This is a genomic window from Streptomyces sp. NPDC059564, assembly GCF_042735575.1.
Classification (GTDB): Bacteria; Actinomycetota; Actinomycetes; order Streptomycetales; family Streptomycetaceae; genus Streptomyces.
The window spans coordinates 90,375-115,235 of sequence record NZ_JBHWBP010000001.1 but is presented as its reverse complement, the minus strand read 5'-3'; the positions used below and the strand labels follow the sequence as shown (position 1 = coordinate 115,235).

8 protein-coding genes are annotated in these 24,861 nt (G+C 72.9%); all 8 read left to right on the top strand.

Annotation, left to right across the window (positions count from 1 at the left end):
• Positions 1-15 precede the first annotated feature (15 nt).
• From ACFV0Q_RS00445 to ACFV0Q_RS00410, 8 genes are read left to right on the top strand one after another with little or no spacing between them, the layout of a single operon-like run.
• Positions 16-14,853 (top strand): amino acid adenylation domain-containing protein, encoded by a 14,838-nt coding sequence (locus tag ACFV0Q_RS00445; RefSeq protein WP_384998098.1) that lies wholly within the window; start codon positions 16-18, stop codon positions 14,851-14,853.
• Positions 14,850-19,427 carry an amino acid adenylation domain-containing protein gene (locus ACFV0Q_RS00440; protein WP_384998095.1) on the top strand — a complete coding sequence of 1,526 codons (4,578 nt, stop codon included), beginning with the start codon at positions 14,850-14,852 and terminating at the stop codon, positions 19,425-19,427. Before ACFV0Q_RS00445 ends, ACFV0Q_RS00440 begins: the two co-directional genes overlap by 4 nt.
• Positions 19,424-20,701, top strand: a complete 1,278-nt coding sequence (locus ACFV0Q_RS00435; RefSeq protein ID WP_384998092.1) for a diaminobutyrate--2-oxoglutarate transaminase — start codon at positions 19,424-19,426, stop codon at positions 20,699-20,701. The genes ACFV0Q_RS00440 and ACFV0Q_RS00435 overlap by 4 nt, the downstream gene beginning before the upstream one ends.
• Positions 20,702-20,759: 58 nt before the next feature.
• The gene (locus tag ACFV0Q_RS00430; protein WP_384998091.1) at positions 20,760-21,806 is read left to right on the top strand and encodes a cupin-like domain-containing protein; all 1,047 of its coding nucleotides are present in this window, start codon (positions 20,760-20,762) and stop codon (positions 21,804-21,806) included.
• 2 nt (positions 21,807-21,808) lie between these two features.
• Complete coding sequence (locus ACFV0Q_RS00425; protein ID WP_384998088.1) at positions 21,809-23,083, top strand: MFS transporter; 1,275 nt, start codon at positions 21,809-21,811, stop codon at positions 23,081-23,083.
• Positions 23,080-23,271 carry an MbtH family protein gene (locus tag ACFV0Q_RS00420; RefSeq protein WP_384998085.1) on the top strand — a complete coding sequence of 64 codons (192 nt, stop codon included), beginning with the start codon at positions 23,080-23,082 and terminating at the stop codon, positions 23,269-23,271. The genes ACFV0Q_RS00425 and ACFV0Q_RS00420 overlap by 4 nt, the downstream gene beginning before the upstream one ends.
• Before the next feature lie 9 nt (positions 23,272-23,280).
• Positions 23,281-24,030, top strand: coding sequence for a thioesterase II family protein (locus ACFV0Q_RS00415; protein WP_384998082.1), 750 nt, complete (start codon positions 23,281-23,283; stop codon positions 24,028-24,030).
• Positions 24,027-24,860 (top strand): alpha/beta fold hydrolase, encoded by an 834-nt coding sequence (locus tag ACFV0Q_RS00410; protein WP_384998080.1) that lies wholly within the window; start codon positions 24,027-24,029, stop codon positions 24,858-24,860. The genes ACFV0Q_RS00415 and ACFV0Q_RS00410 overlap by 4 nt, the downstream gene beginning before the upstream one ends.
• Position 24,861: the final 1 nt, after the last annotated feature.

The following is a 24,861-nucleotide window of genomic DNA, read 5'->3' as shown; positions in this document are numbered from 1 at the left end:
ATGCGAGAACGGTCTATGTACGCAAACAACTCTGTCGTTGATGTCATCCGCCGGAACGTTTCCGAGCGCGGTACCGACGTAAGCTACGAATTCCTCGCCGACGCCGGCGGTGTCGACACCGAACTCAGCATGGTCGAGATCGACAGACGTGCGCGGGCGATAGCCGTCTCCCTGCTGGAGCGGGCGAAGCCGGGTGCGCGGGTCATGCTGCTGTACCCGCCCGGCGAGCACTTCGTCGTGGGCTTCGTGGCCACCCTCTACGCCGGCATGGTCGCGGTCCCCGTGTACCCGCCGGACCCCATGCGGGTCGCCCGTACGCTGCCCCGGCTGCGCGCGGTGGTGCGCAGCTCCCGTGCCGAGATCGTCCTCTCGGACAGCCTGGTGCAGGCCTTCACCCACGAACTGTTCGACCAGGCGCCCGAGCTGGCCCGCCTGCCCTGGGTGGTCACCGAGGAGGCGATGCTGGAGGGCGCCGACGACTGGCGGGAGCCGGTCCTCAGCTCCGACTCGATCGCCCTGCTCCAGTACACCTCCGGCTCGACCGGCACGCCGCGCGGCGTCGTGGTGACGCACCAGAACCTGTTGTCCAACGGCTCCACCATCGCCCGCAACTTCGGCCTCTCCACGGACGACCTGACCGTCTCGTGGCTGCCCTTCTACCACGACATGGGCCTGCTGGGCGGCGTACTGCAGCCGATGCTCACCGGCATCTCCACGGTCCTGATGTCCCCGCTGGAGTTCATGCGGCGGCCCATGCGCTGGCTGGAGGCCATCGCCTCGCGCGGTGCGACCGTCAGCGGCGGCCCGAACTTCGCCTTCGACCTCGCCGTCAACAAGAGCACCCCCGCCGAGCGCGAGAACCTCGACCTGTCCTCCTGGCGGGTCGCCTTCTGCGGGGCCGAGCCCGTCCGCCACCGCACCATGGACCGCTTCGCCGAGGCGTTCGCGGGCAGCGGCTTCGACAAGTCCGCACTGCTGCCGTGCTACGGCCTCGCCGAGGCCACCCTGTTCGTGGCGGGCAGCGGCCGCGGCAGCGGTGCGCACAGCACCCGCATCGACCGCGCGGCGCTGGAGCAGGGCCGCGCCGAGCCGCGCGCGGACGGGGACCGCCTGGTGTCCTCCGGCCGCGTCGCGGACCGGCACGAACTCGCCGTCGTCGACCCGGGATCCGGTGAGCGCGTCGCTCCCGGCGGGGTGGGCGAGCTGTGGGTGCGCGGCACCTCCGTCGCCTCCGGCTACTGGGAGGACGAGGCCGCGACCGAGGCGTCCTTCGGCGCCCGCCTGGCGGACGACCCGCAGCCCTACCTGCGCACCGGCGACCTCGGTTTCGTCCTGGACGAGCAGGTGTACGTCACCGGCCGCCTGAAGGAAATGATGGTCGTGCGCGGCCGCAACCTCTACGCGCACGACCTGGAGGAGACCGCCGTAGCGGCCTCGAAGTTCGCCCGCCCCGGCTGTGGCGCGGCGTTCTCGGTGGAGACCGCGAACGGCGAGGAGTGCGTGATCCTGCACGAGGTCGCGGCCACCACCTCCGAGGAGGAACTGCCCCGGATCGCCGACGCGATCGCCGCCGCCGTCCAGCACGAGCACGGCATCGCCCTGTTCGACGTGGTCCTGCTCAGCGCCCGCAGCCTGGCGAAGACCTCCAGCGGCAAGATCCAGCGCCTGGCCGGCCGGACGGCGTACACCGCCGGTCAGGTCGAGGGCGAGCTGTACCGCCGCTCCGCGGCCGCCCCGGCCCGCGGCGAGCGGCGGGGGCTCGTCTTCCCGCCGCGCGCCGAGCTGCTGGAGCTCTCCCCCGAGCAGCGCGTCGACGCGATCGAGCGCGCTCTGAGCCTGGTCGGCCGGGGTGAGGGCGACGCGCCCGCCACCATGGTCGCCGAGCTCGACCTCGACTCGCTGGCCGCCGTCGACCTCGCCTTCCGGATCGAGGAGCAGCTCGGCGTCGTCACCGACCCGAGCCTGCTGCTCCAGCCGCTCAGCCTGCGCGAGGTCGCCACGGCGATCGAAGAGCAGTCGCGCACCGCCCCCGAGGCACCCGTACGCCAGGAGCCCGGACAGCGCGGCGGCGCCGTACCGCTGTCGGCCGGCCAGCAGTCGCTGCTGTTCATGCGGGAACTCGAAGGCCCCGACTCCCTGCAGAACGTCTCGGTGGCCGTCCGGCTGCCCGAGCCGGTCGACGTCGGCGTGCTGTCCGCCGCCGTACGTCACATCGGCACCCGCCACCCCATCCTGACCTCCAGCTTCGGCAGCGACGGCAGCCGGCGCGCGCACCTGATCGACCCCTCCGTCCCGTTCGAGCTGGACGTCGTCGACCTGACGGGCGAGACGGAGCAGGTGCTCCGGGCCCGCGTCGACGAGTGCGCCCTCGCCCCCTTCGACATCGAGCACGGCGACGTCGCCCGCGCCAAGCTGTTCACCGGCTGCGGCGCACCGGTCCTGGTGCTGGCGCAGCACCACGCCATCACGGACTTCTGGTCGGTGGTGACCCTGCTCGAAGAGCTGACCACCGTCTACGGCGACCTGCTGCACGAGCGCACCCCCGAGCTCCCGGCGGCCGTCGGCTACGAGGAGTTCGTGCGCTGGCAGCAGGACTACGAGCGCTCCCCGCAGTGGCAGGCCGACGAGCGCTACTGGCTCGACCTGCTGGCCGGTGACGTCCAGGCCCCGACCCTTCCGGTGCGGGAGCGTCCGCAGCCGGACAAGGGCATCGCGAGCCACCGGGTGACGGTGGGCCCCGAGCTGCTCGCCGAGCTGGAGCGGGTCGCCGGAGACAGCGGCACGACGGTGTTCTCGGTGCTGATGGCGGCGTTCGAGGTCCTCGTCGCGGCCCACAGCGGTGCGCGTGACTTCGTCGTCGGCGCCACCACGGCCGGCCGTCCCCAGGCGCGGTTCCGGGGCACCCTCGGCTACTTCGCCAACACCATTCCGGTCCGCGCCGAGCCCGGCGCCCACACGAGCGTCACCGAGCTGATCCGCAGCACCGGACAGCAGCTGCGGCAGTCGCTGGGCCACCAGCACTTCCCCGTCAGCCGGCTCGTCGAGCTGCTGCGCGCCCAGGGCAACACCTCGGCCGCGATCAACACGGCGGTCGTCTTCGAGCGGCCGCACAACGCCATCGCCGACGACGTCACCTCGGTGCTCTTCGGCGCGGGCAGCGACACCGCGGTGCTCGGGGACCTCACGCTGCGGCCGTTCCCGGCCGGCGAGCTGGCCACCCAGTTCGACATCACCCTGCACGCCATCCCGGCCGACGGCGGCCTGCTCGCGCACATGCTGGTCCGCTCGGACCGCTTCGACGAGGCCCTGGCCGGGCAGCTGGGACAGCAGTTCCTGGAGCTGCTGGAGCAGATCGTCGTCCAGGGCGATTCCCCGGTCTCCGCGCTGCGGCTGGCCGGCGCGACCGAGTCCCTCACCCGCGCCGACGTCCCGGCCCGCACCCTGCCCGACGTCACCTCCGTGCACGAGCTGTTCGAGGCGACGGCCGACCGCACCCCCGACGCGATCGCCCTCGCCTCCGGCGCCGTGGAACTGACGTACGCCCAGGTGGACCGCGCGGCGAACCGCCTCGCGCACCGGCTGCGGCAGGACGGCCTCGGGACCGAGGACACCGTCGGCCTGTGCCTGGAGCGCTCCCCCGAGCTGATCGTCGCGATGCTCGCGGTCATGAAGTCCGGGGCCGCGTTCGTGCCCCTGGACCCGACCCTGCCGCAGACCCGTCTGGCCGACATGGTCGGCGACGCGCGCTGCGCGCGGATCCTGTGCCACGCCGCGACCGCCGAGCTCGCGGGCTCCCTGGGCACCGCGACCCGCGTCGACGAGGAGTCCGGCGCGGACCTGTCCGAGGACCGCCCCGCGCTCGCCGTCACCGGCGACAACCTGGCCTACGTCATCTTCACCTCCGGTTCGACCGGACGCCCCAAGGGCGTGCAGATCGAGCACCGGTCGCTGCTGAGCTACCTGCTGTCCTTCCTCGACGCCTTCGACGTCCGGGAAGGCGACCGGGTGCTGCAGTTCGCGCCGCTCACCTTCGACCCCTGCCTGGAGGAGATCTTCTCCGCCTGGACCCGGGGCGCGACGCTGGTGCTGCGCGACGAGTCGGTGCTGGGCTCGCCGGAGCGGTTCTGGGCCTGGTGCGAGGAGCAGCGGCTCACCCTGCTCGACATTCCCACGGCCTTCTTCCACGTACTGGTCACCGCGCTGGAGGCCGGTGCGCAGGTGCCGCCGGCCCTGCGCTCGATCCTCATCGGCGGCGAGGCCGCGCACCCCGACAAGCTCGCGCAGTGGTTCGCGGCCGACCACGGCCAGGCGGAGCTGTACAACCGCTGGGGCACCACCGAGACCACGGTGTGCTCGACCGTCGCCCACCTCGGCCCGGAGTCGGGTCAGGTCTCCCGCGCCCGGGACGTGTCCATCGGCGCCGACATGACCGACGCGGTGATCCACGTCCTCGACGCCGAGCTGCGGCCCGTCGCCGACGGCGTCGTGGGCGAGGCGTACATCGGCGGCGTGGGCGTCGGACGCGGCTACGCGTCGGCCCCCTACAAGACCGCCGAGCGGTTCGTCCCGGACCCGTTCACGACCGAGCCGGGCCGGCGCCTGTACGCCACCGGCGACCTGGTGCGCCGCTCCGCCGACGGCGAGCTGCGCTACGTCGGCCGCGCCGACCAGCAGGTCAAGGTGCGCGGCTACCGCATCGAGCTCGGCGAGGTCGACGTGGCGCTGCGGCGCCACCCCGAGGTCGCCGAGGCGGCCGTGGTCGCCTCCCGCGGTACGGGCGAGACGGAACTGATCGCCGCCGTCACCGGCGAAGGCGTCAGCACCGACGGCCTGCGCGACTGGCTCAACCGTGAGCTGCCGAGCTACATGATCCCGAGCCGGCTGCTGGTCCTGGAGCAGATCCCGCTCACCTCGAACGGCAAGGTGGACGCGCACGCGCTGCGCGAGCTCGCCCTGGAGGTGTCCCGCTCGGCCGGGGCGGCGGACATGTCGCCGCTGGAGAGCAGGCTCGCCGCCATCTGGTGCCAGGTGCTGGAGGTCGCCGGGGTCGGTCCCGACGAGGACTTCTTCGCGCTCGGCGGCCACTCGCTGCGCGCGGCCGACCTCAACACCCGGGTGCACCGGGAGTTCGGCGTACGACCGCCGCTGCGGATGTTCTTCGAGTCCGTCACCGTACGCGCCCAGGCGGCGCGGATCGCCGAACTCGTCTCCACCGCACCGGCCGGCGCCGACGCCCTGCCGGACGCCGCGCCCGCCGCGGTCGAACCCACCCTGTCGCTGGGCCAGCGCCGGCTGTGGTTCCTGGAGAAGTTCGCCCCGGGCTCCTGCGCCTATGTCGTGCCGGGTGTGCTGCGGATGTACGGGACGCTCGACCGGACCGTCCTGCGCGGTGCGCTGGACGCGATCGTCGAGCGGCACCCCGCGCTGCGCACCGGGTTCAAGGACGAGGGCGGCCGCCCCGTGCCCTTCGCGCACACCGGCCTGACCTGCCCCTTCGAGGTGCTCGACCGGACCTCGGTCACCCCCGCACAGCGCGAGGCCGAACTGGCAGGACTCGTGGGGGACCACGCCCGCCAGGTCTTCGAGCTGGACCGGCCGCCGCTGATGCGCGCCGCCCTGGTGGAGTTCGGGCCCGACGAGCACGCCCTGCTCCTGGCCTTCCACCACATCGTCTCCGACGGCCGCTCCATGGAGATCATCGCCGGTGAGCTGGCCGAGCTGTACGCCCACGGCTCGGGTGCCGGTGCCGGCGAACCGCCCGCGGTCGTCCACGAGTACGCCCAGTGGGCGGTCGACGAGAGCAGCCGCCTGGAGTCGGCGGAGGGCCTGCGCGGCCTGGAGTTCTGGACCGAGCACCTCAGTGGTGCGCCGCTCGCCCTCGACCTGCCCTTCGACCGGCCCCGGCCGGCCGTGCAGACCTTCGACGGCATGCGCGTACCGCTGACGCTGAGCCAGGCCGACTCGGACCTGCTGCGCTCCCTCGCCCGGGACCAGCGCGCGACCGTCTTCATGACGCTGGCCGCCTGCATGTCCTCGACCCTCTCCCGGCTGACCGGCCAGGAACGCGTGGTCATCGGCGTGCCCGACGCCAACCGCCCGGGCGACGGTGCCTACGACGACGTCGTCGGCTTCTTCGTCAACACCGTCCCGCTCTGCTTCCAGGTGCCGGGCGCCGCCACCGGCCGCGACCTCGTCGACCACGCCCGGGCCACCACGCTCGAGGCCATGCCGTTCAAGTGGGTCCCGTTCTCCGCGATCGTGGAGGCGAGCGGCCAGGACCGCGACCCGAGCCGCAGCCCGCTCTTCCAGGCGATCCTCGACGTCCGCAGCGGCGCACTGCCCTCGCCGGCCCTGCCCGGCCTGCGCGTCGAGACGGCGCCGCTGTACACCGGCACCGCCAAGACCGACCTGACCTTCGAGATCACCGACGACGGCGGCCCGCTCACGGGCTGGCTGGAGTTCAACTCCGACCTGCTGCGGCCCGAGACCGCGCAGCTCATCGCCCGCCTGTTCGGCGAGACCGCCCGTGCGATGGCGCAGCGGCCGGACGAGCGCGTCGAGACCCCCTCGGCCTCGGCCGCCCTCGACCGCTGGCCGTCCGCGCCGGACGCCGGGCAGCAGCCCGACACCTTCTGGGCCCAGTTCGAGCGGGTCGCCGACAGCCGCACCGACGCGATCGCGCTGGAGGGCGCCGACAGCGCCCTGACCTACGGCGAGCTGCGCACGCGGGTGGACCAGGTCGCCCGGGTGATCGCGCGGCGGTTCGCCGTGCGCCCCGGTGACGTCGTCGCCGTGTCGGTCGAGCCGTCCGTCGAGGCCGTCGTCGCCGTACTGGCGGCACAGCGCTGCGGAGCGGCGTACCTGCCGATCGACCCCGCCTACCCGGCCGAGCGCAAGGACTACATGCTGGCCGACTCGGGGGCGCGCGGTCTGGTGACCCGCGACCTCGTCGAGGAGGCGCTGCGCGAGGCCCCCGCCGAGACCGCGGCACTGCCGCAGGCCGACCCGGACGCGTCCGCGTACCTCCTGTACACATCGGGCTCCACCGGCCGCCCCAAGGGTGTGCTGGTCTCCCACCGCGCGCTCGCCAACCTCACGGCGAACCAGGCGCACGTCTTCGGGATCGACGCCACCTCGCGCATGCTCCAGTTCGCGAGCCTGAGCTTCGACGCGTCCGTCTGGGAGATCTTCTCCACGCTCGCCGCGGGCGGCACCCTGTGCGTCGTCGGCCGTGAGCACGCCCTGGTCGGCGAGGCGCTGGCCGGCGTCCTCGCCGAGCGCGCCATCACCGTGTGCCTGCTGCCGCCGTCGGTGATCGCTTCCCTGCCCGTCCGTGAACTGCCGCAGCTCAAGACCCTGGTGTCCGGCGGTGAGGCCTGCCGCGCCGAGCTCGTCGAGCAGTGGCAGCCGGGCCGGCGGTTCGTCAACGCGTACGGCCCCACCGAGTGCACCGTCGTCATCACGGCCGCCGCGTGCGAGCCGGGGCGGCCCGCCTCCCTGGGCGCGGTGCTGCCGGGCGGGACGGCGTACGTCCTGGACGCGGACCTGCGGCCGGTGGTCGCCGGTGCGGTCGGCGAACTGTACGTCGGCGGCGCGGGCCTGGCCCTCGGCTACCACGACCGGCCCGGGCTGACCGCCGGGCACTTCCTGCCCGACCCGTTCTCCGCCGTTCCCGGCGCCCGGATGTACCGCACGGGCGACCTCGTCCGGCTGCGCGCCGACGGGACCCTGGACTACTGCGGCCGTAGCGACAGCCAGATCAAGCTGCGCGGCTACCGGATCGAGCCCGCCGAGGTGGAGTCGGTGCTGCTGGCCCTGTCCGGTGTGACGCAGGCCGTGGTGCGGGGCGTCGACGGGGTGCTGGTGGCCCACGTCGAGGCCGCCGACCCGGAGCTGACCCCGCAGGCGCTGGCGAAGCTGTGCGCGGCCGAGCTGCCGCCGCACATGGTCCCGGTCGCGTTCGTGGTCCGCGGGGAACTGCCGCGGCTGCCCGGCGGCAAGATCGACCCGAACCGTCTCGGGCGCCCGCGCCGCGCCGACTTCGCGCACGCCGACTTCGCCGAACTGGAGACGGAGACCGAGCGGACCGTCGGCCGTGTCTGGGCCCAGGTGCTGGACGTCGACATGGTCGGCGCCGGCGACGACTTCTTCACCATCGGCGGCCACTCGCTCCTCGCGACCGTGATCACCTCGCAGGTGAACGAGGAGCTCGGCCGGGAGGTCCCGCTGCGGGCCCTGTTCGAGGCGCCCGTGCTCCGCGACTACGCCGCGCTGTGCGACGCCGCGGCCGCCCGCGACACCTCCGGCGGGCTCGTGACCCACGCGGCCACCGGCACCGACGCACCGCTGTCGGTGATGCAGGAGCGGCTGTGGCTGCTGGAGGAGATCGAGAACGGCTCCGGCCAGAACGCCCTCACCGGGCGCTACCACCTGGCCGGCGCGATCCGGCTCACCGGCGAGCTCGACGAGGCCGCCCTCCAGCGGGCCGTCACCCGTCTGGTGGACCGGCACACGACGCTGCGCACGGTGGTCTCCCACCACGAGGGCGTGCTGACGCAGGCCGTCCTGGACAGCGCCGACGTCACCCTCACGCGCACCGAGCTGACCGGCGCCATCGCCGAGGAGCGCGTGGCCGAGGCCCTCGCCCTCGTGGGACGCGAGGCGGCGGAGCCGATGGACCTGTCCACGGGACCGCTGCTGCGGGTCCGGCTGCTCCAGCTCGGCCACGACGACGCGGCGCTGGTGCTGACCCTGCACCACATCGTGGGCGACGGCTGGTCGATGGAGATCCTCAAGCGGGACCTGACGCACTTCTACGCCGAGGAGACCGGCCACGAGCCGGCCACCCCGCTGCCCCCGCTCAAGGTCAGCTACGAGCAGTTCTCCCGCTGGCAGCGCCACCAGCTCGACTCCGGCGCACTCGACGCCTCCGTCGCGTACTGGTGCGAGCAGCTCGACGCGCTGCCCTCGCTCACCCTGCCGGCCTCGCGCGGCGGCTCCGCCCCCGCGGCCACCCAGGGCCACCGGGTGCGGGCGACCGTCACGCCGGAGCTGCGCGAGGCGATGGAGAGGCTCGCCGCCACCTCCGGGGCGACCCTGTTCATGGTGCTCGCGGCGACCCTCCAGCTCACCCTCGGACGGCTCGCCGGCCAGCGCGACTTCGCGATCGGCGTGCCCATCGCGGGCCGCCGCCACCGCGAGGTGGAGGACCTCATCGGCTTCTTCATCAACTCGCTGGTGCTGCGCGCCGACCTGTCGGGCAACCCGACCTTCGCCGAGCTGCTGGAGCGCGTCCGCACCACCACGCTCGACGCGTACGAGCACCAGGACGTCCCCTTCGAGACGCTGGTCGGCAAGCTCGCCCCCGAGCGCGACCTGAGCACCACCCCGCTGTTCCAGGTCTACCTGAACCTGCTCAACATCCCGCCGCACCAGGCCGAGCTGCCGGGCCTCACCGTCGACACCTTCGCCGTCCCGGACCTGGGCGCGAAGTTCGACCTGACCTTCTACGTCGACCCCGCGCAGCCGGGGCTCTCGCTCGACCTGATGTACGCCGCCGACCGCTTCGACGAGGCGACGGTGAACGAGCTGCTCGCCCAGTGGATCCGGGTCATCGAGCAGGCGGTCGCCGACAGCGGCAGCCCGATCGACTCGCTGCGGCTCGACACGCCGCTGGCGCGCCGCGAGCTGCCCGACCCGGCCGCACCGCTGGACACGACCTGGTACGGGTCGGTGGTCCAGCAGTTCGAGCGGCGGGCCGCCCGTGAACCCCAGCGGATCGCGATCAGCGACCAGCGCCAGGAGCTCACGTACGGCGACCTGTCCTGGGCGACGGCCGCGATGTCGGGCCTGCTGACCCAGCAGGGCATCGCCAAGGGCGACGTGGTCGCCATCTACGGCGAGCGCAGCGCTTCGCTGGTCTGGGCGATCCTGTCCGTGCTGCGCGCCGGTGCCTCGTTCGCCATCCTCGACCCGAGCTACCCGGCCGACCGCATCGCCGACTGCCTCGCGGTGGCCCGCCCGAGCGCCTTCCTCCAGCTGGAGGACGCCGGGGCCGTGCCGCTCGCGGTGGACACCGCGCTCCAGGCGATGTCCCTGCGCTGCCGCTTCGAGCTGCCGTCCAGGCTGCAGGACGCCCGGCACCTGGTGCCGCAGGGCGCCGAGCCGGCCCCGGCGGTCGAGGTCGGGCCGCAGGACTGCGCGTACATCGCCTTCACCTCGGGTTCCACCGGCAAGCCGAAGGGCATCCGGGGCGCGCACGGGTCCCTGACCCACTTCGTGCCGTGGATGGTGGAGACGTTCCGGCTGCGCGAGACCGACCGCTACAGCATGCTCTCCGGCATCAGCCACGACCCGCTGCACCGCGAGGTCTTCACCCCGCTGGTCACGGGCGCCACGATCTGCGTGCCCGACCGGCTCGACGTCGAGACCCCCGGCCGCCTCGCGCAGTGGTTCCGCACCGCGCAGGTCTCGGTCAGCCACCTCACGCCCCCGATGGCGCGGCTGTTCGACCAGCTGTCGGTCGCCCCGGGCACGCTGCCGCTGCTGGAGCGGGTGTTCTTCCTCGGCGACACGCTGACCAGCCGTGACGTGCGGGCCATCACCCGCATGGCGGGCTCGGCGACCTGCGTCAACCTGTACGGCTCGACCGAGACGCAGCGCGCGGTCGGCTACTACGTGGTCCCCGCGGCCCACGGGACCGCCGACACCGACCCGGGCGTCACCTACCCGCTCGGCCGCGGCATGAAGGACGTCCAGCTGCTGGTGCTGAACGAGGCCGGGCAGCCGGCCGGCATCGGCGAGCCGGGAGAGATCGTCATCCGCTCCCCGCACATCTCGCTGGGCTACGCCCACGACGAGTCGCTCACCGCCGCCAGGTTCGTGCGGAGCCCGTTCGGCGACACCGACGGCGACCGCATGTACCGCACCGGCGACCTCGGTCGGTACCTGGCCGACGGCTCCGTCACCCCGCTCGGCCGCGCCGACACCCAGGTCAAGATCCGCGGCTACCGCGTCGAGACCGACGAGGTGCAGCACGTGATCTGCGCCGCGCCGGACGTCCAGGATGCCCTGGTCATGGCCCGCACCGACGCGAGCGGCGAGAACGCGCTGGTCGCGTACGTGGTCTCGCGGCCCGGCAGCAAGGCGGCGGGCAACGAGGTGAAGGCCTTCGTGCGCAAGCGGCTGCCGGACTACATGGTCCCGGCGTTCGTCGTCGCGCTGGACGCCTTCCCGCTGACCCCCAACCGCAAGATCGACCGCGCGGCGCTGCCCGAGCCCTCCTCGGTGACCGGCGCCCACGAGGACGGACCGCGCTCGCCGCTGACCCCCACCGAGGAACTGGTGGCCGGCCTGTGGCAGGACGTGCTCGGCGCGCCCAAGGTGGGCCCCGAGGACAACTTCTTCAACCTCGGCGGGCACTCCCTGATGGCGACCCAGGTCGTCTCGCGGATCCGCCGGGTGTTCGGCTGCGAGATCGCGCTGCGCACGCTGTTCGAGAAGCAGACCGTACGTGAGCTCGCCGCGCACATCGACGGAGCCGCCGGCGGCGCGAACACCACCGAACCGGTCCTCGCCCTGCCCCGCACCGGACCGCTGCCCGCCTCCTACGGCCAGGAACGCCTGTGGTTCCTCGACCAGCTGGAGGGCGACACCGGCGCCTACAACAGCGCCACCGTGGTGCGCATGCGCGGCCCGCTGGACACCGAGGCCCTGTCCGCGACGCTGGACGAGCTGGTGGCCCGGCACGAGGTGCTGCGCACCCGGCTGGTGATGGACAACGGCCGGGTGAGCCAGATCGTCGAGCCCGCGGACGGCATCACCATGCCGCTCACGTTCGTCGACCTGGGCGACGAGCCGCAGGAGAGCGCCGAGCAGCGCTGGCCGCAGCTCGTCGACGAGGCCGCACGGCACCGCTTCGACCTGGCCGAGGCCCCGCTGGAGCAGGCGACCCTGATCCGGCTCTCCGCCGAGGACCACGTCTTCGTCCTCACCGTGCACCACGTCGTCGCCGACGGCTGGGGCCTGCAGATCGTGGTCCGCGACTTCGCGGCCCTGTACCAGGCACGCCGCCGGGGCACGGCCTCCCCGCTGCCCGAGCTGGAGGTGCAGTACGCCGACTGGTCGAGCTGGCAGCGCGACCGCGTCGAAGGCGGCGACCACCAGGCGCAGCTCGACTTCTGGTGCGAGACGCTGGCCAAGCCGGCGCCGCTGCTGGAGTTCCCCGCGCAGCGGCCGCGGCCCGCGGCGATGACCAACCGCGGCCTGACGGTCCGCCGGGTGATCGACGCCGAACTGGTGGGCGGCATCCGGCAGGTGGGCCGCGAGCACAACGCGACCCTGTTCATGACCCTGCTGGCGGCGTTCAACACCCAGCTGCACCGCTACAACGGCGCCGCGGACATCGCCGTCGCCACCCCGGTGTCGACCCGCTCGGTCGAGATCGAGGACGTGGTCGGGTTCTTCGTGAACACGATCGTCTTCCGCAACGAGCTCTCCGCGGAGGAGTCCTTCACCGAGCTGCTCGAACGCGTCCGGTCCACGACCCTGGCCGCCTACGCCAACCAGGACGTCCCGTTCGACCGCGTGGTGGACGCGCTCCAGCCGAACCGCGACATGAGCATGAGCCCGCTGTTCCAGGTCATGTTCACCCTGCACAACGCGCCCTACGCGGAGATCGACCTCGGCGACCTCAGGCTGGAACGGCTGCACACGCCGGCCGGCGCCGCCAAGTTCGACCTCAGCCTGGACCTGGCCGAGGAGAAGGACGGGCTGCACGCGACGCTGGAGCTCAACGCCGACCTGTTCGACGCGGCGACCGGTGAGCAGCTCCTGGACCACTTCGAGGCCCTGCTCGGCAGCATCGCCGCCGGCCCGCAGCGGTCCCTGGCCGACCTGGAACTGCGCTCGGACGCCGAGGCCGCGGCCCAGGACGCCCTGAGCGCCGGCCCGCAGGCCTTCACGCCGCGGACCACGACCAAGGCGCTGGAGCACTGGGCGCGGCACACCCCGGACGCCCCCGCCGTCATCGACGGCAGCACCGTCTGGACGTACCGCGAACTGCGGGACCGGGTGGCGGCACTCGCCGACCGGCTGTCCACGGCGGCCTCCGGCCCCGAGCCGGCCGTGGTGGTCTGCGCCGACCGCTCCGCCCGGCACATCGCCGCCGCCCTGGCCTGCGGCGCGGCCGGAGCGACCTACGTGCCGGTCAGCCCGGCCGTCCCGGACCGGCGGATCGCCACCATGCTGGACCGGCTGGGCGAGGTCGTCGCGGTCACCGACGACGAGCGGGCGGGCCGCATCGCCGCCCTGCTCGGCGAGGCCCGCGGCACCCACCTCGTCCTGGACGACTCCGCCTCGGCGGACCGTCCGCTGGGCGCGGACGGGACGCACCCGGCGCGGCGCGCCTACGTCATCTTCACCTCCGGTACGACCGGTGAGCCCAAGGGCGTGGAGATCGAACAGGCCGGACTGCTCAACCACCTGGAGCTGATGGCCCACGACCTGGAGCTGTCCTCGGGCGACGTCATCGCCCAGACCGCTTCGCAGTCGTTCGACATCTCGGTCTGGCAGATGCTCGTCGCGGTGATGCGCGGCGCGACCACCGTGGTCAGCGACGACGCCACCAGCCGGGACGCCGGGGCGCTGCTCGCCCTCGTCCGGGAGCGCGGCGTCACCGTGCTGCAGCTGGTGCCCGGCATGATCAGGGCACTGCTGGAGCACGCGGACCGGGCGGGCCGGCAGGGCACCGACGAGGGCGACCTGGCGGGCCTGCGCTTCCTGATCGCCACCGGCGAGGCACTGCCGCCGGACCTCGCCGCGGACTGGCTGCGCCGCTTCCCCGGGATCCCGGTGGTCAACGCGTACGGCCCCGCCGAGTGCTCGGACGACACCCACCTCGCGGTGCTGACCACACCGCCGCCCACCGACCGGGCGGTCCCGCTCGGCAGCCCCGTCGCCGGCGTGACCTCGTACGTCCTCGACGCGCAGGGACGGCGCCTGCCGTTCGGCGTGCCGGGCGAGCTCGCCATCGGCGGCCCCGTGGTCGGCCGCGGCTACCTCGGTGACCCGAGGGCCACCGCGGAGCGGTTCGTACCCGACCCGTACGCGGCGGTCCCCGGTGCCCGGCTGTACCGCACCGGCGACCGGGCGAGGCTGCACGGCGACGGCCGGCTGGAGTTCCTCGGACGGCTCGACGACCAGCTCAAGATCCGCGGCTTCCGCATCGAGGCGGGCGAGGTCGAGACGGCACTGTGCGAGCTGCCCTCCGTACGGGAGGCGGCGGTCGTCCTGCGCGACTGCGACGGCGAGCCCACCCTGGTCGCCTGCGTCGTCGGCACCGAACGCGACCCGGCCGTCCTGGCCGCCGCGCTCGGCACCCGCCTGCCGCGCTACATGGTCCCCAGCGGCTACGTGTTCGCCGACCGGCTGCCGCGCACCCCCAACGGCAAGGTCGACCGGAACGCGCTCCAGCGGGACGACGTGACCGTCGAGCGGGTCCGCAGGCGCTTCGAGGAACTGTCCGGTCCGACCGAGCGGCTCGTGGCCTCGGTGTTCGAGGAGCTGCTCGCCGCCCCGGCGGTCGGCGCCCTGGACGACTTCTTCACCCTGGGCGGCCACTCGCTGCTCGCCACCCGCCTGGTGGCCGAACTGGCCGCACAGACGGACATCGAACTGCCGCTGCGCACGGTCTTCGAGCAGCCCACCGTGCGAGGCGTCGCACAGGCCCTGGAGGAACTCCAGCTGGCCGGGCTGAGCGAGGCCGAGCTCCTCGAACTCGAGGTGCTGCTCGACGGTGTGACCGACGACCAGGCCCGCGAACTCCTCGCGGCCGGCGAGGAGAAGGACGCATGATCCGCGAAGCCGCCACCGAGCGGGAGAACTTCGAGAGCCTGTCCGCGGCCAAGCGGGAGCTGATGGCCTCGCTGCTGCTGGCCCGCGGCAGGCAGCGGGCCACGGCGCGCACCATCCGCCGCCGCGACCCCGCCAAGCCCAGCCCGCTGTCCCGGGGCCAGGAGCAGCTGTGGGTCGCCGAGTCCCTCGCGGACGGCCGGCCGCTGTACAACGTCCCCTACGGCGTACGGCTGCGCGGTGCGCTCGACGTCACCGCGCTGCGGGCCGCACTCGACGGGCTCGTCGCCCGCCACGCCGTCCTGCGCACCGTCTACCGGCAGCGGCCGGACGGCGGCCTGGAGCAGGTGGTCCTGCCGGCCGGGCCGATGGCCCTGCCGGTCGAGGAGGCCGACGGCGAGGAGGCCGCCGTGGCCGCCGCGCAGCGCGAGGCGGCCCGCCCGCTCGACCTGGCGGCCGGCCCCGTGATCCACGGACGGCTGCTGCGGATCGCCGCCGACGACCACCTGCTGGCGCTGGTCGTGCACCACATCGCGACCGACGCCTGGTCGGTGGGCGTCCTCCTGGAGGACCTCGCCGAGCTGTACGACGCGGCCCGCGAGGGCCGTTCGCCCCGGCTGCCCGCGCTCGGCATCGACTACGCCGACGCGGCCGCCCACGAGCGGGCCCAGGAGCCCGCGGACTACGGCTGGCTGACCGCGCAGTGGCGCGAGCAGCTGGCCTGGGCCCAGCCGCTCGGGCTGTCGCCGAACGGGGACCGCGGCACGTCCCGCACCGGCCGGCGCATCCGCGCCCAGTGGGACGGGCAGTTCGGCCGCGAGCTCCAGCGCACCGCCGAGGCGCACCGTACGACCGTCTTCAACGTGATGCTCACCGCCTTCGCGGTGCTGCTGAACCGGTACACGGGCACCTCCCGGTTCGCCATCGGCACGGTCATGGCCAACCGGAACCGGCAGACCGAGCGCCTGGTCGGCTACTTCGCCAACACCGTCCCCGTGGTGGCCGACCTGTCCGCCGGGGGCGGCAGCCTGGCCGACGTGCTGGCCGGGATCACCCGCGAGTCGCTGTGGGCGCAGGAGCACCAGCTCCCGTTCGACGTGCTGGTCGACAAGGTCGCGCCGCAGCGCACGCTGGCCGAGAGCCCGCTGTTCGAGGCCATGTTCGTCTTCAACAACGGCCCCGGCCACGAGATGCGGCTGCGCGACCTGTCCCTGACCCCCACGCACCTGCACTCGGGCACGGCCAAGTTCCCCCTGGACCTGTCCTGCGCGGTGACGGACGACGAGGTCATGGTGTCGCTGGAGTTCGACGAGTCGGTGCTGGACGGCGCCGCCGCCGAACGCCTCCTCGGCCACTACCGGCGCCTGCTCACCGGCCTGTGCGAGACCCCGGACGTCCACGTCGACAACGCGGACCTGCTCACCCCGGCCGAGTGGGAGCTGGTCGTCGACGAGTGGAACCGGACGGGCGAGGAGTACCCCGACCACGCCACCGCGCACGGCCTGTTCGAGGAGTGGGCGGACCTGGAACCGGACGCCGTCGCCGTGGTCTGCGGCGAGGAGGCGGTCGGCTACGCCGAACTCGACGCGCGGGCCAACCGGCTCGCCCACCTGCTGCTGGAACGGGGCTGCGGCCGCCACGAGCGGGTCGGCGTCTGCCTGGAGCGCGGCATCGACCTGGTCGTCACCCAGCTCGCCATCGCCAAGACGGGCGCGGGCTACGTCCCGCTCGACCCGGGCTACCCGGCCGAGCGCCTCCAGTGGATGCTGGCGGACTCCGGCGCCCGCCTGGTCGTCACCCGTGACGACCGGCTCGCCGGCGACGGGGTCACGGCCGTCGACCCCGCCTCCGCCGCGGCCTTCCCCGCGACCCGGCCCGAGCGCGAGGTCCGCCCGGACGACCTGCTGTACCTGATCTACACCTCGGGCTCGACCGGTCTGCCCAAGGGCGTCCTGCTCGACCACCGGGGTCGCGTCAACAACTTCACCGACTTCAACCGGCGCTTCCTGGTCGGCCCCGGGGACAAGGTCTTCGGCGTCTCGGCCCTGGCCTTCGACATGAGCGCGTACGACGTGTTCGGCACGCTCATGGCGGGTGCGACCGTCGTGTTCCCGGCACCCGAGGACGAGCGCTCCCCGCACCGCTGGATCGAGACGATCGAGCGCGAGTCCGTCACCGTGTGGCACTCGGTACCGGCGCTGTTCGGTCTGCTGGTCGAGGAGTGCGAGATCCGCGCCGGCGGGCGGCTGCCGATCCGGCTGGTGCTGCTCGGCGGCGACTGGATCCCGCTGGCCCTCCCGCAGCGGGCCACCGCGCAGCTGATCGACTCGGCGCAGCTGGTGAGCATGGGCGGCGCCACCGAGGTCTCCATGGACTCGACCATCCATCTGATCGGGGAGGTCCTGCCGGAACAGCGCAGCATCCCCTACGGCGCCCCGATGGCCAACCAGACCTCCTACGTCCTCGACGCGTCGCTGTCCCCGCTGCCCGTCGGCGTCCCCGGCGAGCTGTACCTCGGCGGCGTCGGTGTCGGCTGGGGCTACCACAACCGGGCCCAGCTGACCGGCGAGCGCTTCCTGCCCGACCCGTTCAGCCCGGTGCCCGGAGCCCGGATGTACCGCACCGGCGACCGCGCCCGCTGGATGGCGGACGGCAACCTCGAACTGCTCGGCCGCATCGACTTCCAGATCAAGATCAACGGCTATCGGGTCGAGACCGGCGAGATCGAGGCGGCCCTGCGGGAGGTGATCGGCGGCGGCTCCTGCCTGGTCGCGGCACACGGCCCGCGCGACGGCGCGAAGACACTGGTGGCCTACCTGGTGGCGCCTCCGGGCGGGGAGATCCCCGACGACGCCGAGCTCAAGCGGCAGCTGTCGGCACAGCTGCCCCAGCACATGGTGCCCACCTCCTTCGTCCGCATGGATTCCTTCCCGCTGACCCACAACGGCAAGGTCAACCGCCGCGAGCTGCCGGAGCCCACGGTCACGGCCCTCACCGGGCGCGCCGCGAGCACCGGGACCGAGCTGGCCCTCGTGACGCTGTGGCAGGAGGCACTGGACCGCGAAGACGTCCCGGTCGACATCGGCTTCTTCACCCTGGGCGGCAACTCCATCGCCGTCATCCGCATGGTGAGCGCCGCCCGCCGGGCGGGGCTGGAGATCACGCCGCGCATGGTGTTCGCCCACCAGACGATCGAGGCCCTCGCGAAGGCGATCGACGAGAACGAGGCCACCGCCACCCCCGCCGGGCCGAGCCGGCCCCGGTCCGCCGAACCCGCCGTGACGGCCGGTCAGCAGCACATGCTCGACGTGCTGGAGACCGCCTGGGTGCCGGGCCTCTACCAGATGCAGTCCACGACGGAGCTGCCCTTCGAGATCGACCCCGACTGCTTCAAGGCCGCCTGGCAGCAGCTCAGCGCCCGCCACCCCGCCCTGCGCACCGGCTTCCGGCGCGACGGCGACGGCAACTGGACCCCGGTCGTCGCCGACCGGCTCGACCCGGTGATCGAGGTGCTGGACCGCGGCGACCGGGAGCGGGACGCCGTCGCGGACGAGCTGATCGCCCTGCTGGAGGCCGAACGCACCACGCCCTTCGACGTGTCCGAACCCCCGCTGTGGCGGGTGTGGCTGGTCCGCGGCCCGTCCAGCTGGTGGCTGGGCCAGATCCAGAGCTACCTGCTGGCCGACGGCTGGTCGAACCTGGTACTGCTCGACGAACTCCTCGCGCTCTACCTCGCCGCTCTCGAAGGCCGCGAGGCCGGCCTCCCGCCGGTCCCCGCACTCGACGCCGCCGAGGACAGCGACCCCGAGGCGGACCGGGCCTTCTGGCAGGGCCGGCTGGCCGGTGCGCTCCCGTCGCGGCTGGCCGCGGAGCCGGGCCGGCTGGGTCCGTCCCGCTTCAGCCGGGTGTCGGACCGGGTGGACCCGGCCGTCGCCGACGCGCTGCGCGAACGGGCCGCCGAGCACGGGCACACCTTCTCGACCCTGGCCTGCGCGGGCTGGTCCCTGCTGGCCGCCTCGCGCCTGGAGCGCGCCGACGTCACGGTCGGCGTGGTCTCGGCGGGGCGCGACCGCGCCGTGGACGGCCTGGAACGCGCGGTCGGCCTGTTCATCGCCGCCCTGCCGGTCCGCGTAGAGGTGGACCGGAACGAGACCCTGACGGCCCTGTTCGACCGCTTCCAGCTGGCCCGCGTCGAGGGCGCCGAGCACACCTCGGTCCCCACCGGCACGCTCCAGCGCATGGGGGCCGACGACGGACCCCTCTTCGACTCGGTCGTCGTCGTCGCCAACTACCCCGTGTCCTCGGCGCTGCGCGCCCAGCAGTCCGCGAGCGTGCAGCGGGGCACCGAGAGCGACGGCACCCGCAACCAGACCGAGTACGCGCTCCGCCTGGACATCACCGACGACGCCGAACCCCGTATCGCCCTGTCGTACTACGGCGACCGCATCGCCGACACCGACGCCCGGCAGCTGCTCGACGACTACCTCGCGCTGCTCGCCGCCGTCGCCCGTACACCTGCCGCCACCGTCGGCCAGGTGCTCCCGCTCTCCCACCTCCCGATTGGAGACCCCCGATGACGGTCATGGCAGATCTCGCCTCTTCCACCCAGGTGTTCGAGACCCGAGAGTCCAATGTCCGCTCGTACTGCCGGGCGTTCCCGGCCCTCCTCACCTCGGCCCGCGGCACCACCCTGGTCGACGAGGACGGCAAGGAGTACGTGGACTTCTTCTCCGGCGCCGGCGCCCTCAACTACGGCCACAACCACGAGCACATCAAGCGCCAGGTCATCGCGCACCTGGAGGGCGACGGCCTGCTGCACGCCCTCGACTTCCACACGGAGGCCAAGCGCGAGTTCCTGGAGCGCTTCGGCCGGGAGATCCTGGAGCCGCGCGGTCTGCACCACCGGCTCCAGTTCTGCGGCAGCACCGGCACCGACGCCGTCGAGGCCGCGCTGAAGCTGGCCCGCAAGCACACCGGCCGCTCGCAGGTCATCGCGTTCTCCGGCGCCTACCACGGCGTCAGCCGCGGCAGCCTCGCCGCGACCGCGGACCTGTCGCTGCGCAAGGTCGCCGGGACGGCCCTCGGCGAGGTCACCCACCTGCCCTTCCCCGTCGGCCCCCGCGGCCCGTTCCCGACCATGGAGCTGCTGGAGCAGTACCTCAGCGACGACCTGTCCGGGGTCGACGTACCCGCGGCGGTGATCCTCGAGGTCGTCCAGATGGAGGGCGGCGTCTACCGCATCCCCGACGCGGACCTGCGCCAGCTGCGCGACATCTGCGACCGGTACGGCATCGTACTGATCGCCGACGAGATCCAGGCCGGCTGCGGCCGGACCGGCGGCTTCTTCTCCTTCGAGCAGGCCGGCGTCATCCCCGACCTCATCACCGTCTCGAAGTCCATCAGCGGCCTGGGCCTGCCGATGTCGCTCCTGCTCATCCGCGAAGGCTTCGACTCGTGGCAGGCCGGTGACCACCCGGGCACCTTCCGCGGCAACCAGCTCGCGTTCGTCGCCGCCTGCGGCGCCCTCGACCTGTGGCGCAGCGAGCCCTTCCTGGACCGCGCCCGGGGCGGCGCCGAACTGCTGCGCGCCTTCTGGGAGAAGAACCCGCTGCCTGGCGTCGAGGTGCGCGCCGAGGGCCACGCGATCGGCATCGACCTGACCCACGCGGGCGGCCGCCGGGCCGCGGACGACGTGGTGGCCTACTGCTTCGAACGCGGGCTGATCGTCGAGTCGACCGGTCGCGACAAGGCGGTCCTCAAGCTGCTGCCCGCGCTGACCATGGACCTCGAAACGCTCCGCTACGGCTGCGAGCTGATCCTCGAGGCCCTGCGCACGGCGCTGTCCCGCTGACGCGGCCCGCCCTCCCGGCATCCACCCCTCCCCCCAGAACACAGGAACAGGACCCAGCATGACCATCAACACCACCGAGAAGGACGAGACCGTCGCCGGCACGATCTTCCCCGAGGCCACGGTGAAGCTCGACGCGATCGACCGGATCCACGCGCCCTCCCGCGAGGAGTTCAAGCGCGAGTACGTCTACAAGCGCAAGCCCGCCATCATCACCGGCCTGATGGACTCCTGGCCGGCCATGGAGAACTGGAGCCTGGACTACTTCCGCGAGCACTTCGGCGACCTGGACATCCACGCCAACCTCCAGCGGCTCGACAAGGAGCTGATCCTCGGCAACGTCGGCGGCTTCCGCGGGATGAAGCTGGCCGCCCTGCTCGACGAGATCGAGAAGAACACCGACCCCGGCCGCGCCTTCTACCTGCGGGCCTACCCCGTCCACCGGATGGTCGAGCACTACCCGCAGCTGGCGCAGGACTACGACCTCCCCGACCTGGCGCCGAACTGGGCCGACATCCGCTTCAAGGCGGACTGGCGGACCACGGCCAACCCCGCCAAGCTGCTCGGGCTGTACCTCGCCAAGACCTTCCTCAACCGCGGCAGCAACAAGCCCCAGCCGCGCGAGACCGTGTCCTCCCGGGTCGCGGCGGTGATGTTCATCGGCAGCAAGGGCACCGTCACCCCCTTCCACAGCGACGGCATGCAGACCGCGGCCTACCTGAGCCAGGTCGTCGGCCGCAAGCGCTGCTACTTCGTCTCCCCCGACCAGCACGAGAAGCTGTACCCGCGCCCGTTCCGCCGCCAGTTCGGCATGGCCCAGGTCGACTACCGCCGCCCCGACCTGACGCGCCACCCGCGCTTCCGCGACGTGGTCGTGGAGGAGACCGTCCTGAACCCGGGCGAGACCCTGTACGTCCCCAGCGGCTACTGGCACGCCATCGAGGCCATGGACACCTCGATCTCGTACAGCCACCAGATCGTGGGCGAGGACAACGCCCTCGGCTGGCTGACCTGCCTCCCCGAGCGTTACCTGGCCCAGATGTACTTCAAGTCCCAGGGCGGTCTGCGCAACGTGACCGGCGCCAAGGACTGGGACGACTGGGCCTGACGGTGAGCACACCTGCGAGCACGGCCACCCCCGTGGACCGGACCCTGCTGCGCGACCGCGACTTCCTGCTGTTCGCCGGCGGCCAGGGCGCCTCGACGCTCGGCGACGCTCTGAGCAAGACCGCCCTGCCGCTGCTGGTCCTGGCCCTCACCGGTTCCGGACTGCACATGGGCGTGATCGCCATGCTGTCGGCGCTGCCCATGGTGGTGCTGGGCCTGCCCGCGGGTGCCTGGGCCGACCGCTTCGACCGGCGGCGGATGATGCTCTGGTCGGACGTCGGGCGCACGCTGCTGGTCGGCGCGGTCCCGCTGGCGGTGGTGCTCGGCGTGCCGGTGCTGCCGGTGCTGTACGCCATCGCCGTGCCGGTCGGTGTGCTGTACGCCGTCTTCGAGGCGGCATGCCTGTCCTGTGTGCCCTCGCTGGTCGGCCGGGACCGGCTCGGCGAGGCCAACTCGCTGCTGTCGATCGGCAACGCGCTCGGCTACATCGCCGGTCCCGCGCTCGCCGGCGTGCTGGTGACGGGCATCGGCGGGGCCGGCACCCTGGGGGTCGACGCGCTGACCTTCGCGGTGTCGGCGGCCACCCTGATGCTGATCCGCCGCCCGCTGCAGACCGTACGGGAGCACGCGCCCGCCCCGATGCGCCGGCAGGTCCTGGAGGGCTTCCGGTTCATCGCCGGGCACCGGCTGCTGAGGGCGGCGCTGCTCTACTGGGCGGCGGTCACGTTCTTCACCTCGCCGATCATCATCTGTGCCACGTACTTCATCCGCGAGGACCTCGGCTGGTCGCCCGGCGTGCTGGGAACGATCATCGCGGTCTACGCCGTCGGAGCGATCCTCGGTGCCGTCCTCGCCTCGCGGATCAAGGAGGGCTCCGTAGCGGTCATGTGCGCCGGTACCGTCCTCGGCAGCGTCGCACTGCTCGTCCTGAGCGGCACCGAGTCGCTGCCGCTGGCCCTCGGCGTCGTCCTGATCGCGGGCGGGGGAGAGTCCCTCTCCGCGATCGTCTACAGCACCCTGCGGGCACGGCTCATCCCGGACGAACTCCTCGGCCGGGTGACCACGACCGCGCAGGTCGCCGCCTTCAGCCTGAAACCCCTGTCCGTCCTGGTGGCCGGCATCGCCCTGGAGGCGACCTCCGGCTCCGTGACCCTGGCCGTGATCGGGCTGTCCTGCATCGCGATCAGCATCGCCTTCGCCGGTTTCGGCCGCCGGCTCTCCGCGGCCCCCGAAGCCGCCTTCCCCGTAACCCTGACACCCGAAGAGGTAGCGCCATGACCCTGACCACCGCAGAGCCCGATTACCTCGTCGTCGTCAACGACGAGGAGCAGTACTCGATCTGGCGCAGCGACCGCGAGCTCCCGGCCGGCTGGGAGGCCGACGGACCGGCCCGCAGCAAGGACGAGTGCCTCACGTACATCGACACGGTGTGGACCGACATGCGTCCGCGCTGCGTGCGGGGCTGACCGCTCGTCATGACATGGCTCAAGCGGCTCAGCGCCGGTGAAGGAACCAGCCGGATCGTCTGCCTGCCCTACGCGGGCGGCAACGGGACGATCTACGAGAGCTGGACCAAGTGGCTCCCCTCCGGGGTGGAGCTGTGGGCACCCCACCTGCCCGCACGCGAACACCGGATGCTCGAGGCGCCCGTGGAGGACATGGAGCTGCTCGTCGGCACCCTGGCCGACGAGCTCGGCGCGGACGAGCGGCCGACCACCCTGTTCGGGCACAGTTTCGGCGCGCTGGTCGCGTACGAACTGTCCCGCCTGCTCCAGGAGCGCTCGCTCCCGGTCCGCTCTCTGGTCGCGTCCGGGATGGTGGCGCCTCAGGTGCTGCCCCCCAGGTCCGCGCCCACGGACGCCGAGATCCTCTCCAGCCTCCGGTCGCACGGTGTGGCACCGGAGGAGTTCTTCCGGCAGCCCGACCTGCTGGAGCTCGTCATGCCGGGCCTGCGCGCCGACTACCGCATGGCCATGGGCTACCGGTACCGGGAAGGCCCGAAGCTCTCGGCCCCGGTGATCGCCCTGGGCGGCACCGACGACCCCGGAGTGCCCGCCGAAGGCCTCACGGCCTGGGCGGAGCTGTCCCGGGACGACGACTGCCCGACCCGGATGTGGCAGGGCGGGCACATGTACCTGCTGGGTCATGTCGAGGAAGTCGCCGGGTTCGTGATCGGCCGTCACCTGCAGTCGCTCGGCCGTCATCTGCAGTCAATCGGAGGATGAAGATGGAAACGCGCGGGATCACGGTCCCCGGCGGGTCGCTCCAGGCCTGCAGCAGCGGTGCACCGGACAACCCCGCCACCGTCCTGGTCCACTCCGGCATCACCCATGCGCCGATGTGGTTCCCGCTGATGGGGGCGCTGGACGACGAGATGTTCGGCGTCGCCTACGACTGCCGCTGCTTCGGCCGGTCCACGACGACGCTCGACGGGGAGTTCTCCGACGTCGCCGATCTCGGATCCGTCCTGGACGCCTACGGACTGGAGTCCGCGGTCCTGGTGGGGGAGTCACGGGGGGCGCGGCTGGCGATCGACTTCGCGCTGGCCCACCCGCGGCGGGTCCGCGGACTGTTCCTGCTCGCGCCCGACGTCTCGGGCTTCGACGCCCCGGTCGCGGACGACGAACAAGCGCTGTTCGACGCGATCGAGGCGGCCGAGGACGCCTGGTCGGTCGAGGAGCTCATCGCGCACGAGGTACGGCTGTTCGTCGACGGCCCGGGCCGCGAGCCGGTGGCCGAGCGCGCCGCCCTGCGCACGGCGGTCGCCGAGATGTCCCGCCTCAACTACGCGCAGCAGCGGGACACCCCGGACTTCGTGAAGCCCGAACCCGCGGCCGCCCGGCTGTCGGAGATCTCCTGCCCGGTCCGGGTGCTCGTGGGAGACGCGGACACCGCCGGCACCCGGGCCATGGCGGAGGCGATCGAGAGCGCCTGTCCGCAGGCCTCGCTCGTCCGGGTCCCGGAGGCCGCGCACGCGCTCACGCTCGAGCACCCGCAGACGGTCGAACGCGAACTGCGCTCGTGGCTGCGGCAGATAAGGGGGACGGCGTGCTGAC